The sequence below is a fragment of the Pseudomonas sp. UBA4194 genome, from assembly GCF_002379585.1.
GTDB lineage: Bacteria > Pseudomonadota > Gammaproteobacteria > Pseudomonadales > Pseudomonadaceae > Aquipseudomonas.
Map to the genome: position 1 here is coordinate 106,059 of NZ_DFUE01000025.1, position 17,599 is coordinate 123,657.

Sequence of the window (17,599 nt, forward strand, 5' to 3'; positions counted from 1 at the left end):
GACTTTTCCTACGGCGCTCTAGCAGAGTCCCTACATGCTGTCGAGATATGGCTGACGCAGTGCTTTGCGTATACTGCTCCCCATGTTCACTCAGACCGTCTTACGCTCGCGCTGTGCCAAATGGCTCGCCGCTACCGGACTCCTGCTGCTGCTCAATGGCTGTGTTGATAAACCCAGCACCCTGGAGCGCGTCAAGGAGGACGGTGTGCTGCGCGTCATTACCCGCAACAGCCCAGCCACCTATTTTCAGGATCGCAATGGTGAAACCGGTTTCGAATATGAGCTGGTCAAGCGTTTCGCCGACGATCTCGGCGTAGAGCTCAAGATAGAAACGGCTGACAACCTCGATGACCTGTTTGCCGGCCTGGACAAACCTCAGGGGCCGGTGCTGGCAGCCGCCGGCTTGGTGACCAGCGAAGCGCGCGATAAACAGGCACGATTCTCCCACCCCTACCTCGAAGTCACCCCGCAGGTGATCTACCGTAACGGCCAGAATCGTCCCACCGACGCTGGCGATCTGGTGGGCAAGAAAATCATGGTGCTCAAAGGCAGCAGCCACGCCGAGCAACTGGCTGCGCTGAAGAAGCAGTATCCCGGGCTTGAATATGAGGAATCGGACCAGGTGGAGGTGGTCGACCTGCTGCGCATGGTCGACGAAGGCCAGATCGACCTGACCCTGGTGGACTCCAACGAAGTGGCCATGAATCAGGTGTACTTTCCCAACGTGCGGGTCGCCTTCGATCTGGGCGATGGCCGCGATCAGCGCTGGGCCGTGGCCAGCGGCGACGACGCCAGCCTGCTCAACGAGGTCAATGCCTTCATCGACAAGGTCAAGAAGAATGGCACCCTGCAGCGTCTGAAGGATCGCTACTACGGCCACGTCGACGTGCTGGGCTATGTGGGCGCCTACACCTTCGCCCAGCACCTGCAACAGCGCCTGCCCAAATTCGAAAAGAACTTCCAGTCGTCGGCCAAGGCGGAAAAGGTCGACTGGCGACTGCTGGCAGCCATTGGTTATCAGGAGTCCATGTGGCAGGCCAGCGTCACGTCCAAGACCGGCGTGCGGGGCTTGATGATGCTCACCCAGAACACCGCTCAGGCCATGGGCGTGAGCAATCGCCTGGACCCTAAGCAGAGCATCAGCGGCGGCGCCAAGTATTTTGCCTACGTGAAAGACCAACTCGACGAAAAGATCGAAGAGCCCGATCGTACCTGGTTCGCCCTGGCAGCCTATAACGTTGGCGGTGGACATCTGGACGACGCCCGCAAGCTGGCCGAGAGCGAGGGCTTGAACCCGAACAAGTGGCTGGACGTGAAGAAAATGCTACCGCGCCTGTCGCAGAAGAAGTGGTACAGCAAGACCCGCTACGGCTATGCCCGGGGCGGTGAGCCGGTCCACTTCGTGGCCAACATTCGCCGTTACTACGACATCCTTACCTGGGTGACCCAGCCGCAGCTGGAGGGCAGCCAGGTGGCCGAGAGCAGCCTGCATGTGCCGGGTGTGGACAAGTCCAAGCCGGTCGAACAGACCCCGCCGTTGTAGGCGCGGGATGACCGCCAGAGCCCGCAACCCCTGCACAACGAATCGCGCCTACCCCTTGCGTCGCGCCCTGAAAAACTCGCTCAAGATCGCCCCGCACTCTTCGGCCATCACTCCACCCTCCACCAGCAGCCGGTGATTCAAGAAGCCCTGGCTGAAGAACTGTCCCTGGCTCTGCGCCACGCCGGCTTTGGGCTCCAGCGCGCCGAACACCACCCGGGCAATGCGCGCATGCACGATCAACCCGGCGCACATGCTGCAGGGCTCAAGGGTGACGTACAGGGTGCTGCCCGGCAGCCGATAGTTCTGCGCCGCCTGGGCAGCATTGCGGATCGCGACCATTTCGGCATGGGCACTGGGATCGCTGCCGCTGATGGGGCAATTGAAACCCTGCCCGACGATTTCGCCATCCTGCACCACCACAGCCCCTACCGGTACCTCGCCCAGGGCAGCACCCTGGGCCGCCAGCGCCAGCGCCTGGGCCATGAAAAACTGATCGCGGCTGCGATCGATGATCTTGGGTTGCTTCACTCTTCAGGACACCTCGATAGCCGCCATGAGTCCGGTTTCCATGTGGTCGATCACATGGCAATGGAACATCCAGACGCCGGGATTATCCGCTACCAGCGCCACCTGGGCACGCTCGTTCTTGCCGAGCAGGAAGGTATCGGTGAAGTACGGGATGATCTTGCGGCGATTGGATGCAATCACCTTGAAACTCATGCCGTGCAGATGAATCGGGTGCTGATACTGCGTCATGTTCTTGAATTCAAGAATGTAGCTCTTGCCGAGCTGCATTCGGGCAATGGGTCGGTCGGCGCAGGTCTTGTCGGTAATATCCCAGGCCACGCCGTTGATTTGCCATAGGCTGGGCGGCTTTTCGCCAATGTCTTCGGACACCTGGCCAACCCATTCGAAGTTGAAGTTGAGCTTCTCGGCGTTCGCCAGGTCCGGTTCGGCGACAGGATTGGGCGGCAGTGGCGCAGGCCAGTCACCCGGCGCATCGGCCGTCGCCACCGCGCGCAAGGTACCCAGCCGTACCGGGCCGTCGCGCACCGCAATCTCTTCGCCGGCGGCAGGCATTTTCACGGCCAGGCACACACGCATGCCCGGTCCCATCCAGTAATCCTTCCCCAATGGCCGCGGTTCGATGGGGTTGCCATCCAGTGCATAGAGACGCATCTGGGCATCGCCGCGGAAATTCAGACGATAGGTGGCGGTGTTGTCCACGTTGAGCAAACGCACCCGCACGATCTGACCGGCGGGCAGGTCGATGGTGGGCTTGGGTACGCCGTTGATGGTCGACAGCCGTCCCAGAGTCCCATTGCGTGCCGCCTCTCGCGGGATGCTGAACGGCAGGAAGGCGCCCTCTTCGTCCACGTGCCAGTTTTTCAGATTGAGCGTTACCTCGTGGGCGAACCCGGTGGGTTCGCGCTCCTCGACGATCAGCGGCCCTACCAGCCCACGCCCCAGTTCTTCACTGCTGGACACGTGGGGGTGATACCAATAGCTGCCGGCATCCGGCACCCGGAACCTGTAGTCGAAATACTCGCCAGGCTTGACCGGTAACTGCGACACATAGGGCACGCCATCCATTTCCAGCGGCAGGCGAATGCCATGCCAATGGATAGTGGTTTCCACGGGAAGGTGATTGATGAACCGCACCCGCAGCCATTCACCCTGGCGCACGCGCAATTCAGTACCCGGCGCCGAGCCGCCGAAAGCCCAGGCCGGAGTCTGATGTCCCGCCACCAACTCGACGTCCAATGGCGCGGCAATCAATTCGTAGTCATGTCCGGCATCATCGTCTCGCCGACCCAACCAGTAGCGCGCCGTTCCTCCTGCACCCAAGCCAACCACCGCGAGGCCGGCCAGGCCACCGAGCATCTGTCGACGTGTAAAGGACATGGATAAAGGTACCTCGTTGAATCATGGGCGCGGGGGCCGACACGATACACCTGCAAACGAGAAAGATTAAGGCTTGAAACAATCCGACATCTCCGGACCCGGTCGACGAGCTTCCTTGGCCCGGTTTATCGCGAAGTTGGCCCAGGCCATTTCCCGAAGCGGTGGACCGATCTGATAGGTGCCTCTGGCGTGCAACCAGTCCAACACCTCGCACAGGTGCCAGAGGCTGCTCGTACCCTCATGGACCGGCAGCGGAAAATCGGCGTCGTGAGCCAGCATCAGTTTGCGCATGTTCTGGCGCGAGACGCCCAACTGTTCGGCGATGTCGGTCAAGCCGACGAGATCAGGCGATGCCTCCACCAACCGGGCGCCAGGGATGATCGCCTGCAGATCCCTCAATGCAGTGCAGACAGCTTCGCGGGCAGTGCCCGCCCGGCGAGTGAAGTGCAGTGCAAGCCTGCCAACCTTGCCGATGCCGACCAGCGCATCCGTGCAGCCCGCTGCGCCCATACGCTCCACTATTTCCGCCTGATCACAATCGTGCGGATCGAGTTGGTACGTCAGGGTAAATTCATAGTCCATTGTTTCAATCTCCAATAGGCTGCGCTCGCTGCCTTGTCTGCTGTTGTGCGCAATTGTCGACCACTCGCCGGATACTTCGGGCATGGGCCTCGGGATTTTTCGGAGTGCTCCAGATGCTCGCTATACAGAACGCCCCACATCGGCACTCCTGATCGTTGAACGGGCAATACATTTGTCCCCAGGCATGACCACCCCCGACTTTTATCCGCCAACCCTGGCACTCAGCGTGTTGGATCGCTTTCTCTACTTCCTTTTTTGGGTGTACGGATCGCTTCAATGCTCATCTCCAGTGTCTCAGGATCTGCCAGGTTGTCAACTGACAACCTTATCGCTTCCAGCGAGGCACACAAGCATGCCGTCCCGAACGGCATTGGCGCAGTCTGAAACCCACTACCAGACATTTCTCCATCCTCTCGCCCGCACAGGCACAAGTGCAGCACTGCGCCAAACCGCGCTACGCAGTACGGGTGGTACATAGTGCTACGGGTCTGATGTTGCGCTCATCCGATGCTTGAGGCTCACTAACAGGAGCTATTCCTCATGACCCTCGAGCACTCCACGCCGGACAACACCGACCTCGCCGCGCTCAAAGCCATCGCCGCTCAGATCGCCGGACGCTGCCCGGACGTTCGCCAACTGGCCGCCGACATTGCCAGCCGCTTGCTGATCAAGCACACCGGTCGGGCCGGCAACCCGGACGATGTCTGGTGGCATCGCTGGAAAAACGCCGACAGCAACCCCCGCAGCTTCACCGGCTGGGAGCACTGGGGCAGGCCGGTGCAATCCATGACCCTGCCGCAGTTGGTGATGCATCGGTTCGAAGCCAGCGACCAGGACAACGCCGACAACCTCAAGCAGATGGGCGGCTTCTACAGCGCAGGCCCGGAGGCCCACCTCTACAACGAAAGCAACGAAGTGAGGCTCATGCCCGCCGACGTTCTCAATGACCTGTGGGGGATCGACTTTGCCCAGGAATACCGCGCCAAGCTCGACCATTTCTGGGCCGAGCATGCCGACGATTTTCGGTTGCTGGCCAAGGCCAACTATCTGGCCAAGGCCCTCGAAGACCGCCAAGCGCTGCGCCTGTCCGACAGCCAGTTCCAGATCGTGGTCAAGGCGGTGGCGGGCGAGGTGCAATGGCCAGTGACCTTGGCCACCTTACGTGCCGAGGTACTGCCCTCGCAGACGCTGAAGGTGTATGCGTTCGACATCAGTGGCCGCCTGGCCAGCGACATCCTGCGCATCGTCGACCAGGACGGCTGGCAATACCTGTACGTGCCAGGGGAAGTCACGGCGTTCCATGCCTTCGAACGCCCGCAGGACTTGTACTGGTGGGTGTTGTCGGAAACCAACATGGCCCAGAACCGCGCGCGCTTCCTGTCCCACTGGCCGTTGTCGGATAGCACCGCCGACCCCGATGACAGCCTCAACCACACCCTTGACCTGCTGTTCTACGGCTGGGGCCACAACAAGTCAGTCAACAAGTACGCCGTCGCCCTGAGCGAGGATCCTTTCACCTTCCTGCGCCACAGCACCGAACAGCGCATGTACGCCGACATGGATCTGTCGCTGACCTCCAACGCGGACCTGCGCAAGCAGATGTGGATCGGCTATCTCAACGCCTTCAGCCGGGTGGCCGGCGGCATGGCCGCGCTGGACTGGCCGGTGGCACTGGCGCTGGTGGGTTCGGGGTTGTCGGACATGGGCTTGAACATCGATCAGGCGGTCAACGGCCATACCACCGCCCAACGGCGCGCGGGCGTGCTGGGCGCAATCACCAGTGCCATCGACACGCTGTTCAACGCCCTGTTCCTGTGGCCGGCCGGCAGCGCGCTGGCCGATGCTTTCGAACCCCTCAAGGCGCGCGTCGAACTGGCCGAGATCAAACCCTTGCTGCCCGCGCCCCTGGCACCACTGGAAGCCGCCGAAGCCCTGGCGCCTCTGGAAACCAATGAACTGCTCGAGGGCCAGCTCAGTGCAGGACAGGGCAGGATGCGCGGCGTCTACCTTAATGAAGCCGGGCAGACCCACATCCAGATCGACGAAATGGCCTATCAGGTGCGCTGGGTCAAGGATCTCAACTGCTGGGCCGTGGTGGACCCCGCCAACCCATTCTCCTTCTACGGCAGCGTACCCGTGCGCCTGGATGTGGACGGCGTATGGCAACCCATGGCCACCGGTGGCCTGAAGGGAGGGGGTGGCATCTTCGGCAAAAAACCCTGGGGCCGCGCCGTGGCCGAAGTCGTTACCGCACTGACCCCCACCTTTCGCTACGACGTGCCGGTGAGCCTGCGCGAGCGCCTGCGCAACATGGCTCAAGGCCTGGAGGACAAGCTGCTCAGTGGTGAACGAGCCAACTTGCTGCAACCGGGTGAAATCGATCCTTACGAGCAAATGCGCAGCATCCGCCAGACTCTGCGCACCGATGCAGAGGATTTTCTGGCCAGTTTCCAACTCCCACCCCGCCCCTCCCTGCCGCTACTGGACAGCGTCGCTTCCGAGCCCACCCTTATCAAAGCGGTGTACGGCAAGGCCAACGGCATGGTGATCGGGGAAAGCCACGCCAGCATTGCCAGCAAGAAATTCCTCATCGACAACATGGCACTGCTGGCCAAGCAGCGCGTGCGCACACTGTTCATGGAGCACCTGCTGACCGACTATCACCAGGTCGACCTGGACACCTACGCCCGCACCGGGACCCTGCCCGAAGGACTGCAGACCTACCTGGAGCGCATCGACCGCGGCTTCCACACCGACCCCCAGGGCCGCTACACCTTTCTGGAACTGGTCCGCAGCGCCAACCAGCACCACATCCGTATTCAGGCGCTGGACTGCGCTGCCAGCTATCGTCAGGCCGGATTGAGCGATGCCCAAGGCAATGTGCGCACGCAGATGCTCAATTACTTCGCCCACACCGTAATCCAGTCCGACCAGGCCATACGCGGCAGTAGCAAATGGGTCGCGCTGGTGGGCAACACCCACGCCAATACCTTCCGCCGCGTGCCCGGCATCAGCGAACTGGAAGGCGCTATCGGTATTCGGGTCGAAGACGTGGCCAGCAACGCTGTGCACGGTGTGCGCATCGACGCTGGACGCCACCTTCCCGATCTGGATATCAGTGGCAGCGCCGGGTTCGTCAAGAGTGACCTGCATTACGAAATGGGCACCCTCACCGCCGAACGAGACCTGGATCAGCAACTCAATCGTCCAGGCCTGTTCACCCTGGACACCGTCCGCGGCAGCAAACAACTGGTGCATCGCAGCGGCGACGGCAGCCTGGTGTACACGCCGATCAAGCGTGCAGGCGCGTTCATCTACATCGAACGGCCGAAGTGGCCTTCAGTGCACGGCCGACGCTTCAACAGCACCAGCGAGCTCATCACAGCGCTGACGCTGAGCGGGATGAAGCACGTGGGCTGAGCCTATCCAAATGCCCGAGACTGCGTGTCTCGGGTGCTTGGCAGTGGTTTCGAGGGGTAGTCACAGATGTGGCAGGTCGCTCCACGTACTGGCGTTTTTCACACTGCAGTTTCAGGTGTTCAATCGCGTGGGGACCCAAGGATTTATGACTGTTACACCTGCTGCCTCGTACGGAGCGGTATCCCGTGACGCCACGATAAACCCACGTGATGCTGCAATCGCTGCAATATATCCGTCAGGCGTTGGGAACCCTCTTCCACGGCCTCTGGCAGTTATAGCCAATCCTGCATAGCAACGTGCCGCACCTGTATCGAAGTCCAGCACTCGCCCTTCGAACAACCCAAGAAGTCCTTCAAAGGCCTTGTCCAGCATGTTTTTACGCTTACCGACTGGCAGTGCAGCAATTCCGAACGTCAATTCAGCGATGCTCACGCTGGAAAGATAAAGCGTGTCCGCTGCTTGTTCGTTTAGCCAGTCCCGAACCTTTGGGTCTGGTGTTGGCTTCATCGCCTCAGATACAACATTGGTGTCCAGGACGATCATTCAAACCTCATCGGTTCCGCTGGGGTCGTGTCGCGCACCTGGTCAAGCACTGCGAAGTCTTCATTGGTCAGGCCTACGTTCTTACCCAGCTCTGCCAGGGCGGCACCGAGCCGCAGACGCTGAGGAGGCTTCACCGCATTAGCCAGGATTTCTCGAACCTCTGCTTCTGCGCTACGGCCATGCTGAGCGGCCCGAACGCGAATGGCGCGATGCACTTCATCTGGCACATTTCTTACCGTCAGGATTGCCATAGTCATACCTCACAAAACGCATTCAATGACATCAAAAATACAACAATGCAGTCATTCTCGCAAGATCGGGATACTACCGCTCAGCGTTTCGTGTTTTGACATGACACCTCACTCATCACGCCATCGATCGGCCCTCGGTCGACCCTCATAATCGCGGATTGCTGACGCCCCTAGCGAAGTGCCCATGGGTCATCGGTTGACCAGAGATTGAACAGCCCATCCGCACCTCGTAAAAGAGCTGATTGACGCTGCCGGAAATGCCAGACGCCAAAATGCAAGAAGCCCGCAATGATGCGGGCTTCTTGATTACGCTGGCATGGTGGGGATCATTCCCACTCAATCGTCGCCGGCGGCTTGCTCGACACGTCGTAGGTCACCCGCGAGATGCCTTCGATCTCGTTGATGATGCGGCCGCTGACGGTTTCCAGCAGTTCGTACGGCAGGTGTGCCCAGCGGGCGGTCATGAAGTCGATGGTTTCCACTGCACGCAGGGCGACTACCCAAGCGTAACGGCGGCCATCGCCGACCACGCCTACCGACTTGACTGGCTGGAACACCACGAACGCCTGGCTGACCTTGTGGTACCAGTCGGCCTTGCGCAGTTCTTCGATGAAGATGTGATCGGCGCGACGCAGCAGGTCCGCGTATTCCTTCTTCACTTCACCCAGGATACGCACGCCCAGGCCCGGGCCTGGGAATGGGTGGCGGTAGACCATGTCGTATGGCAGGCCCAGTTCCAGCCCCAGACGACGGACTTCGTCCTTGAACAGCTCGCGCAGCGGCTCGACCAGCTTGAGGTTCATCTCTTCCGGCAGGCCACCGACGTTGTGGTGGGACTTGATCACGTGGGCCTTGCCGCTCTTGGCGCCGGCCGACTCGATCACGTCGGGGTAGATGGTGCCCTGGGCCAGGTACTTGATGTTGTCCAGCTTGCAGGATTCGGCGTCGAACACATCGATGAAGGTACGGCCGATGATCTTGCGCTTTTTCTCCGGGTCGGCTTCGCCGGCCAGGTTGTCGAGGAACTGGGCTTCGGCGTTGGCGCGGATCACTTTGACGCCCATGTTTTCGGCGAACATGGCCATCACCTGCTCGCCTTCGTGCAGGCGCAACAAGCCATTGTCGACGAACACGCAGGTCAGCTGGTCGCCAATGGCCTTGTGCAGCAGGGCCGCGACCACCGAGGAGTCGACACCGCCGGACAAGCCCAACAGCACATTGTCGGTACCCACCTGGGCACGGACCTGGGCGATGGCATCTTCGGCGATCTTCGACGGCGTCCACAGCGCTTCACAGCCGCAGATGTCGATGATGAAGCGCGAGAGGATGCGCTCACCCTGCTTGGTGTGGGTCACTTCGGGGTGGAACTGCACGCCGTAGTAGTGGCGCTCGTCGTCGAACATGCCGGCGATCGGGCAGCTCGGGGTGCTGGCCAGTACGTGGAAGCCTTTGGGGATGTCGGTGACCTTGTCACCGTGGCTCATCCACACGTCCAGGCCAAACACGCCATCGGCGTCGACATGGTCTTCGATGCCGTCCAGGATGCGGCTCTTGCCAACGACGTCAACGCGCGCGTAGCCGAACTCACGCAGCTCGGAACCGCTGACCTTGCCGCCCAACTGCTCGGCCATTGTCTGCATGCCGTAGCAGATACCGAACACCGGCACGCCGAGGTCGAATACCGCCTGCGGGCAGCGTGGGCTGTTGGCTTCGTGGACCGACTCCGGGCCGCCGGCGAGGATGACGCCGCGCGGGGCGAATTCGCGAATCGCCTCATCGTCCATGTCGAACGGGTGCAGTTCGCAGTACACGCCGATCTCGCGCACGCGACGGGCGATCAGCTGGGTGTACTGGGAACCGAAATCGAGGATCAGGATACGGTGGGCGTGAATGTCGAGGGCCATGACTCATTCTCGTCAGATGTATTCGGAAACAACACGGGGCTGTGATGAACAGCCCCGCTTACTTGAATTTCTGCTGCCGTGGCGCACGGGCACCACGGCGAGCGGACTATCGGGGTCAGCCCACGCGATAGTTCGGCGCTTCCTTGGTGATCTGCACGTCGTGGACGTGGGATTCAGCCATGCCGGCGCCGGTGATGCGAACGAACTCGGGCTTGGTGCGCATTTCCTGGATATCGGCGCTGCCGGTGTAACCCATGGAAGAACGCAGGCCACCCATCAGCTGATGGATGATGGCCGACAGGCCGCCCTTGTAGGCCACGCGGCCTTCGATACCTTCCGGCACCAGCTTCTCGGCACCGGCCGAGGAGTCCTGGAAGTAGCGGTCCGACGAGCCCTGGGCCTGGGACATTGCACCCAGCGAACCCATGCCACGGTAGGCCTTGTAGGAACGACCCTGGAACAGTTCGATCTCGCCGGGTGCTTCTTCGGTACCGGCAAACATCGAGCCCATCATCACGCAGTAGGCACCGGCAACGATGGCCTTGGACAGGTCACCGGAGAAGCGGATACCGCCGTCGGCGATCAACGGCACACCAGTGCCTTCCAGCGCTGCGGCGACGTTGGCGATGGCGCTGATCTGCGGCACGCCGACACCGGCAACGATACGGGTGGTGCAGATGGAGCCTGGGCCGATACCGACCTTGACCGCATCGGCGCCCGCTTCGGCCAGAGCCTTGGCGGCTTCACCCGTGGCAATGTTGCCACCGATGACCTGCACGTCAGGGAAGTTCTGCTTGACCCAACGCACGCGGTCGATCACGCCCTTGGAGTGACCGTGGGCGGTGTCGACCACCACCACGTCGACGCCGGCGGCGACCAGGGCGCTGACGCGCTCGCCGGTGTCCTTGCCGGTACCGACCGCCGCGCCGACGCGCAGACGACCCTGGTCGTCCTTGCTGGCCAGCGGGTAGGCCTTGGCTTTCTCGATGTCCTTGACGGTCATCATGCCCTTGAGGTGGAACTCGCCGTCGACGATCAGGACCTTTTCGATGCGGTGCTTGTGCAGCAGATCGCGCACCAGCTCCTTGTCGGCGCCTTCACGCACGGTGACCAGACGCTCTTTGGGCGTCATCACTTCACGGACGGGGATGTCGAGGCGGTTTTCGAAACGCACGTCGCGGGAGGTGACGATGCCGACCAGGTCGCCATCGTGCAGCACCGGTACGCCGGAGATATTGTGCAGACTGGTCAGTTCGAACAGGTCACGAACGCTGGCGTCGGCTTCGATGGTGATCGGGTCCTTGACCACGCCGGCCTCGAACTTCTTGACCTTGCGCACTTCGGCAGCTTGCTGCTCGATGGTCATGTTCTTGTGGATGATCCCGATACCGCCTTCCTGTGCCATGGCAATGGCAAGACGGGCTTCGGTCACGGTGTCCATCGCCGCGGAGATCAGCGGGATGTTCAGCTCGATGCCTCGGGTCAAACGGGTCTTGAGGCTGACTTCATTAGGCAGTACTTCGGAATAACCGGGCACTAGGAGAATGTCGTCGAAGGTCAGGGCTTCTTGGCTGATACGCAGCATGCGGGGGCTCCCGGGCGGGAAAATGGAAGCGCGCCATTATACCCATACATGGCGGTGTGCGAAAGGCAAAGATCGTGTTGGGCTCAATTGTCCTGGAACTTTACCCGCACCTGCGCGATCGGCTGATCCAGCCAATCGGCGAACTCAGCGATAAAGGCCGGCTTGAACGCGGTGTTGCCCCAATTATTGAAGATGAAACCCAGATTGGAGAACGCGCACGGCTGCAGGAACAGAAAGCCGTTGATGTCGTCTTCATGGCCGCACAGCGGGCAGGTGAAGTTATCGGTGACGCCGGGCATCCACTCCTCGAGGCTGTCGAACAACGCCTCGCCGACTTCCTTGCGGCATTCGGGGCAACCGGCTTCGTGCAGGAAGCCGTCGACGGGCGTGAAGATGCAGCGATCAGTGACCACTTCCAGGCCGTTGACGCTTTCGCCGTAAGGCAGCAGGTCGGGTTGCTCGACCACGTGCCGCGCGCCGGGGCCGATGGCGTAGGCCATGCGGTTGCCGGTGCGGCCACAGGTACTCAATTGCTCCTCGACGATCTCCTTGCGCACCAGCCAGCGCAGAATCGCCCGCGCACGAGGTTCGGGCACTGGCAGGGTGGAAATGCGCGGGACAAGAATGTTCTGGGTATTCATGCAACAGCCTGGGACATGCGAGAAGCGGGCAGGATAATCACCTGCCGGCACAGGTCAAGCGCTGAAATAACGGTAGATCAAGGTGAGACCGCTGACCAGTACCAGCCAGGTGACCAGGCGTACGAAGGCTTCGCGGGACATTTTCAGGGTCAGGCGTCGGCCTATCCACAGGCCCAAGGCCATGGCGGGTAATAGACAGACGGCGGTCAGCAGCAGCTGCAGATCACCGTAGACGCCGGCAACGGTGAACAGGCCCAGGCGCACCACCGTGCTGCAGCTGATCAGCGCACTCTGGGTGGCGCGCACTTGTTGTTTGTCTTCCAGGCGAGCACTGAGATACAGGGCGTAGAGAAATCCACCGCTGCCGAACAGTGCGCCAAACAGACCGCCCACGGTACCCATGGGCACGGCCCAGAACGCCGACAGCCTGGCAGGTTTTACTTTCACCGCGAGCATATAAAGGGCGTAGCCGGTGATGAACAGGCCCATCATCAGCAGCAACAGGTCGGATTTGAGGTTGAGCAGGAAGACCACACCCACGGTGCAGCCCAGGGCCATGAACGGCAGCAGGCGCTTGAGCTCACTGCCGACCACCGCTTGCCGTGAGGGCAGGAGATTGCCGAAGGCGGCGATGAAGTCCAGGACCACCAGCAGCGGGATGATAGTGGACAGGGGCATGAAATGGATCAATAGGGGGCCGGCAACCAGGGCGGTGCCGAAGCCGGCGATGCCGAAGACGATATAGGCGGCGCAGGTGGCGAGGAGGATCAGGCTCCAGTCCAGTGCGGTAAAGTCCATGCAGGAGATTCCTTTTTTCTGGACTGTGGCGTAGGGAGGGGCTGGGAGTCAATCTGCTGGAACGGTGGTGAGTGGTCCCCTGCCCCACACCACAGAAGACGCCGCCTCCGAATCGCTTTATCATCCCCTCCCATGATCAAAGACCCCTTCGCCCGCCTCAACCTGGACCGCGAGGTCCTTACCGTCAGCCAGCTCAACGGCCGTGCCCGCGTGCTGCTCGAAGACGTGTTCAGCAACATCTGGGTAGAGGGCGAAATCTCCAATCTCGCCCGCCCTGCCTCCGGTCACGTCTATTTCACGCTCAAGGACAGTGGCGCCCAGGTGCGCTGCGCGCTGTTTCGCAACAATGCCCAGCGCGTGCGTCAGGTGTTGAAGGACGGCGCAGCGGTGAAGGTGCGCGGCAAGGTCTCGCTGTTCGAGGGCCGTGGCGACTATCAACTGATCCTCGACACCGTGGAGCCAGCCGGTGACGGCGCCTTGCGCATGGCGTTCGACGCGCTGAAGGAAAAACTCAGCGCCGAAGGCCTGTTCAGTGCCGAGCGCAAGGTGGCCTTGCCCGCTCACCCGCAGCGCATCGGTATCGTCAGCTCGCCCACCGGCGCGGTGATTCGCGACATCATCAGTGTGTTCCGCCGCCGCGCGCCACAGGTCGAGCTGACCCTGATCCCCACCGCCGTGCAAGGTCGCGAAGCCACCGCACAGATCGTCAAGGCGCTGCGCCTGGCCGATGGTCGCGGCTTCGATGCCATCATCCTGGCCCGCGGCGGCGGCTCTTTGGAAGACCTGTGGTGCTTCAACGAGGAAGCCGTAGCGCGCGCCGTGGATGCTTGCATCACCCCGATCGTCAGCGCCGTCGGCCACGAAACCGATGTGTCCATCAGCGACTTCGTGGCCGACGTCCGCGCGCCTACGCCTTCGGCTGCCGCCGAGCTGCTGGCCCCCGACACCAGCGACCTGCAACGGCGCCTCGACAGCTTGCAGCGGCGCCTGGTGATGCGCATCCGCAATCGCCTGGCCCACGACCGCCTGCGCCTGGACGGCATGGCCCGGCGCCTGCGCCATCCTGGCGAGCGGCTGCGTCAGCAGGCTCAACGCTTGGATGACCTGGACATGCGTCTGCGCCGCGCCTTCGCGCAGCAGATGAACGCACGTCGTCACCGTCTCGCTCATCTGGATACTCGCCTGGCCGGCCAGCACCCAGGGCGCGTACTGGCCATGCTCAAGCAACGCATCGACGGCTTGGCCGAGCGCTTGCCTCGGGCCATGCGCGAAGGCCTGAAGGCGCGCCGCCTGCAATTGCAGAGTCAGGCGCAGACACTCAACGTGGTCAGCCCGCTGGCCACCCTGGGTCGCGGCTACAGCATTCTGCTGGACGAGCGTGGCAAGGCCATTCGCAAGGCCGAACAGACCCATCCTGGCCAGCGGCTCAAAGCCCGCCTGGGCGAAGGTGAATTGGACGTACGTGTCGAAGACAACCACCTGACCCCGGTCACTCTCTCTTTATTGGACTGATACATGCCCCGTCTGCTCGCCTTGACCCTGATGCTGTGCCTGCCCTTCACCGCCCACGCCGACAGCTACATCACCCGCCTGCTGAACAAGCCGGTGCCAGGGGGCGTGGCGGTAGTGGACCTGGGCAGCGGCAGCGCAGCGCCGAAGGCCACCTACGACGGCAAGCCGGTACTGGTGGTAAACGAGCAAGGCACCTGGCGCGCAATCGTCGGTATCCCCCTGACGGTCAAGCCCGGCACTGCGCAGGTCAGCGTTGGCGGTCGCGCCCTGCCCTTCGAGGTGGGCAGCAAGAAATACCCTGAGCAGCGCATTACCCTGAAGAACACCCGACAGGTGAACCCGAACCCTGCCGACCTGAAACGCATCGACGCCGAGCTCGCCGAACAGATCCGCGCCTATCGCAGCTTCAGCCCAGGCACGCCGAGCAACCTGCTGCTGGACAAGCCAGTCACCGGGCCCTTGTCGAGCAAGTTCGGCGTGCGGCGCTTCTTCAATGGCGAGGAACGCAACCCTCATGCAGGGTTGGATTTCGCGGTGCCCGCCGGCACGCCAATCAAGACCCCGGCCAATGGCAAGGTGATTCTGGTGGGGAATTACTTCTTCAACGGCAATACCGTGTTCGTCGACCACGGCCAAGGGTTTATGAGCATGTTCTGCCATATGTCCAAGATCGATGTGAAGGTCGGGCAGAGCCTGGTGCGCGGCGCCGTGGTCGGGCGGGTAGGTTCGACCGGACGAGCCACAGGGCCGCATATGCACTGGAACGTGAGCCTGAACGATGCGCGAGTGGACCCTGCAATCTTCATCAATGCGTTCCAGCCGTAGACCGAGCTTTTGTAGGAGCGGGCTCTGCCCGCGATAGGCACGCTGCCGATCCCACGCATTGCGCACGGCTCAATAGCACCGCAATTCCCGGTAAGTTCTACAGATTTACCAGCAATTAAATCCTATTTAATTCCACGCCGCGCACGCCCCTACCAATTTTCTCAACACCCTTGCCATCTTTCACCTCAATGGTTAGGGTTGAGGCCATGGAAACCGCCCACACCCTCATTCAGCTTCGCCAACACCGCAGCCTCTGCCTGGTCAGTGCCCGACTGCCTGGCTGAAACGCGTCGCCTCGCCCTCCTCTTTTCGATTGACCGGCAGGCCCTTTTCACTAGGCTGCTCACCAAGGATTCGCACCATGACCATGCTCAAAGACCCTTCGACGAAGTACCGCGCGTTCCCGACCATCGACTTGCCGGACCGCACCTGGCCATCGAAGTCCATCACCACGGCGCCCATCTGGTGCAGCTCGGACCTGCGCGACGGCAACCAATCGCTGATCGAGCCCATGGATGCCGTCAAGAAGCTGCGCTTCTGGAAGACTCTGGTGGCGGTGGGCGTGAAAGAGATCGAGGCGTCGTTTCCCTCGGCCTCGCAAACTGATTTCGACTTCGTGCGCACCCTGATCGAAGACGGCCACATCCCGGACGACACCACCATCCAGGTGCTGACCCAAGCCCGCGAAGACCTGATTGCCCGCACCTTCGAATCGCTCAAGGGCGCGAAGAAAGCCATCGTTCACCTCTACAACGCCACCTCGCCGTCTTTCCGCAAGATTGTCTTCAACCAGGACAAGCAAGGCGTCAAGGACATCGCCGTGAACGCGGCCAAGCTGTTCGTGAAATACGCCGCCCAGCAGCCTGAAACCCAGTGGACCTTCCAATACTCCCCGGAGACTTTCAGCGCCACCGAGCTGGAGTTCGCCAAGGAAGTCTGCGATGCGGTCATTGAGGTGTGGAACCCGACGCCCGAGAACAAGGTGATCCTCAACCTGCCGGCCACTGTTGAAGTGTCCACGCCCAATATCTACGCCGACCAGATCGAGTGGTTCGGCCGCCATATCAACCGTCGCGACAGCGTGCTGCTGAGCCTGCACACTCACAACGACCGGGGCACTGGCGTGGCCGCTACCGAACTGGGCCTGATGGCCGGCGCCGATCGCGTCGAAGGCTGCCTGTTCGGCAACGGCGAGCGTACCGGTAACGTCGACCTGGTGACCTTGGGCTTGAACCTCTACACCCAGGGCGTGAACCCCGAGCTGGATTTCTCCGACATCGACGGCATTCGCAAGGTGGTTGAAGAATGCAACCAGATCCCTGTGCACCCACGCCATCCGTACGTGGGTGACCTGGTGCACACCGCATTCTCCGGCTCGCACCAGGACGCCATTCGCAAAGGCTTCACCCAGCAGAAGGACGGCACCTTGTGGGAAGTGCCGTACCTGCCGATCGACCCAGCCGATATCGGTCGCAGCTACGAAGCGGTGATTCGGGTCAACAGCCAGTCCGGCAAGGGCGGCATCACCTACCTGCTGGAACAGGAATACGGCATCAGCCTGCCGCGCCGCATGCAGATCGAGTTCAGCCAGGTGGTACAGGGCGAAACCGACCGGCTGGGCCTGGAAATGACTGCCCAGCAGATCTACGGTTTGTTGCGCAAAGAGTATCTGCAGGCCAACACCCCCTACGCGCTGATCAGCCATCGCCTGCAGGAAGAGAACGGCAACAGCGCCGTGGACGTGGAAGTGCACAGCGATGGCGAGACCCACCACTGGCGCGGCAAGGGCAATGGCGCCCTGGAAGCCCTGGTGGCGTCGATGCCGATTGCCGTGGAGATCATGGACTACAACGAGCACGCGATCGGCGCGGGGACCAACGCCAAGGCAGCGGCCTACATCGAGCTGCGCGTGGCGGGTGGACGGCCCGTACACGGGGTGGGTGTGGATGAGAACATCACCACCGCGAGCTTCAAGGCGCTGTTCAGTGCGTTGAATCGGTCGCTGAGCCAGCAGGAAGCGAAAGCGGCTTGATGGAATTGTAGATGTTGTGAAGAAGCCGTACGCCGTGCGCTTCTAGCCCCCTCTCCCC

The 17,599-nt window shown here is 61.7% G+C and carries 15 protein-coding genes; 5 read left to right on the forward strand and 10 right to left on the reverse strand.

All coding sequences use genetic code 11. The annotated features are described in order from the left end of the window. Nucleotides 1–82: 82 nt before the first annotated feature. The gene (mltF, locus tag B3397_RS07370; RefSeq protein WP_296248646.1) at nt 83–1,543 is read left to right on the forward strand and encodes a membrane-bound lytic murein transglycosylase MltF; all 1,461 of its coding nucleotides are present in this window, start codon (nt 83–85) and stop codon (nt 1,541–1,543) included. A 48-nt stretch (nt 1,544–1,591) separates the two neighbouring features. On the opposite strand, the gene tadA is transcribed toward mltF, so the two are convergent. The 4 genes from tadA to B3397_RS07390 all read right to left on the reverse strand — a co-directional run bounded on the left by tadA (nt 1,592) and on the right by B3397_RS07390 (nt 4,307). After that, the gene (tadA, locus tag B3397_RS07375) at nt 1,592–2,071 is read right to left on the reverse strand and encodes a tRNA adenosine(34) deaminase TadA (RefSeq protein ID WP_296248648.1); all 480 of its coding nucleotides are present in this window, start codon (nt 2,069–2,071) and stop codon (nt 1,592–1,594) included. Nucleotides 2,072–2,074: 3 nt separating this feature from the next. After that, nucleotides 2,075–3,448, reverse strand: a complete 1,374-nt coding sequence (locus B3397_RS07380; RefSeq protein ID WP_296248651.1) for a multicopper oxidase family protein — start codon at nt 3,446–3,448, stop codon at nt 2,075–2,077. A gap of 66 nt (nt 3,449–3,514) precedes the next feature. Next, nucleotides 3,515–4,030 (reverse strand): helix-turn-helix transcriptional regulator, encoded by a 516-nt coding sequence (locus B3397_RS07385; protein ID WP_296248653.1) that lies wholly within the window; start codon nt 4,028–4,030, stop codon nt 3,515–3,517. 4 nt (nt 4,031–4,034) lie between these two features. Beyond that, nucleotides 4,035–4,307, reverse strand: a complete 273-nt coding sequence (locus tag B3397_RS07390) for a hypothetical protein (RefSeq protein ID WP_296248654.1) — start codon at nt 4,305–4,307, stop codon at nt 4,035–4,037. Between the two features lie 263 nt (nt 4,308–4,570). Between B3397_RS07390 and B3397_RS07395 the strand changes: the two genes are divergently transcribed. Further along, nucleotides 4,571–7,450 carry a membrane-targeted effector domain-containing toxin gene (locus B3397_RS07395; protein WP_296248656.1) on the forward strand — a complete coding sequence of 960 codons (2,880 nt, stop codon included), beginning with the start codon at nt 4,571–4,573 and terminating at the stop codon, nt 7,448–7,450. A gap of 111 nt (nt 7,451–7,561) precedes the next feature. On the opposite strand, the gene B3397_RS07400 is transcribed toward B3397_RS07395, so the two are convergent. From B3397_RS07400 to B3397_RS07425, 6 genes are all read right to left on the reverse strand, one after another. After that, a complete protein-coding gene (locus B3397_RS07400) occupies nt 7,562–7,993 on the reverse strand; it encodes a type II toxin-antitoxin system VapC family toxin (RefSeq protein ID WP_296248658.1) in 432 nt (143 codons plus the stop codon). Beyond that, entirely contained in the window at nt 7,990–8,244 is a 255-nt protein-coding gene (locus tag B3397_RS07405) for a FitA-like ribbon-helix-helix domain-containing protein (protein WP_296248661.1), read from the reverse strand. Before B3397_RS07405 ends, B3397_RS07400 begins: the two co-directional genes overlap by 4 nt. 326 nt (nt 8,245–8,570) lie before the next feature. Further along, on the reverse strand, nt 8,571–10,148 hold the full coding sequence (guaA, locus tag B3397_RS07410) for a glutamine-hydrolyzing GMP synthase (protein ID WP_296248663.1): 1,578 nt from the start codon (nt 10,146–10,148) through the stop codon (nt 8,571–8,573). Between the two features lie 115 nt (nt 10,149–10,263). Next, entirely contained in the window at nt 10,264–11,733 is a 1,470-nt protein-coding gene (gene guaB, locus B3397_RS07415; protein WP_296248665.1) for an IMP dehydrogenase, read from the reverse strand. A gap of 83 nt (nt 11,734–11,816) precedes the next feature. After that, the gene (locus B3397_RS07420; protein ID WP_296248667.1) at nt 11,817–12,374 is read right to left on the reverse strand and encodes a sugar ABC transporter ATPase; all 558 of its coding nucleotides are present in this window, start codon (nt 12,372–12,374) and stop codon (nt 11,817–11,819) included. A gap of 54 nt (nt 12,375–12,428) precedes the next feature. Further along, nucleotides 12,429–13,172, reverse strand: coding sequence for a sulfite exporter TauE/SafE family protein (locus B3397_RS07425; RefSeq protein ID WP_296248669.1), 744 nt, complete (start codon nt 13,170–13,172; stop codon nt 12,429–12,431). Between the two features lie 132 nt (nt 13,173–13,304). On the opposite strand from B3397_RS07425, the gene xseA reads away from it, so the two are divergent. From xseA to leuA, 3 genes are all read left to right on the forward strand, one after another. Then, a complete protein-coding gene (xseA, locus tag B3397_RS07430; RefSeq protein ID WP_296248671.1) occupies nt 13,305–14,684 on the forward strand; it encodes an exodeoxyribonuclease VII large subunit in 1,380 nt (459 codons plus the stop codon). A 3-nt stretch (nt 14,685–14,687) separates the two neighbouring features. Next, the gene (locus B3397_RS07435; protein ID WP_296248672.1) at nt 14,688–15,509 is read left to right on the forward strand and encodes a peptidoglycan DD-metalloendopeptidase family protein; all 822 of its coding nucleotides are present in this window, start codon (nt 14,688–14,690) and stop codon (nt 15,507–15,509) included. 361 nt (nt 15,510–15,870) lie between these two features. Then, nucleotides 15,871–17,541 (forward strand): 2-isopropylmalate synthase, encoded by a 1,671-nt coding sequence (gene leuA, locus B3397_RS07440; protein WP_296248674.1) that lies wholly within the window; start codon nt 15,871–15,873, stop codon nt 17,539–17,541. Nucleotides 17,542–17,599: the final 58 nt, after the last annotated feature.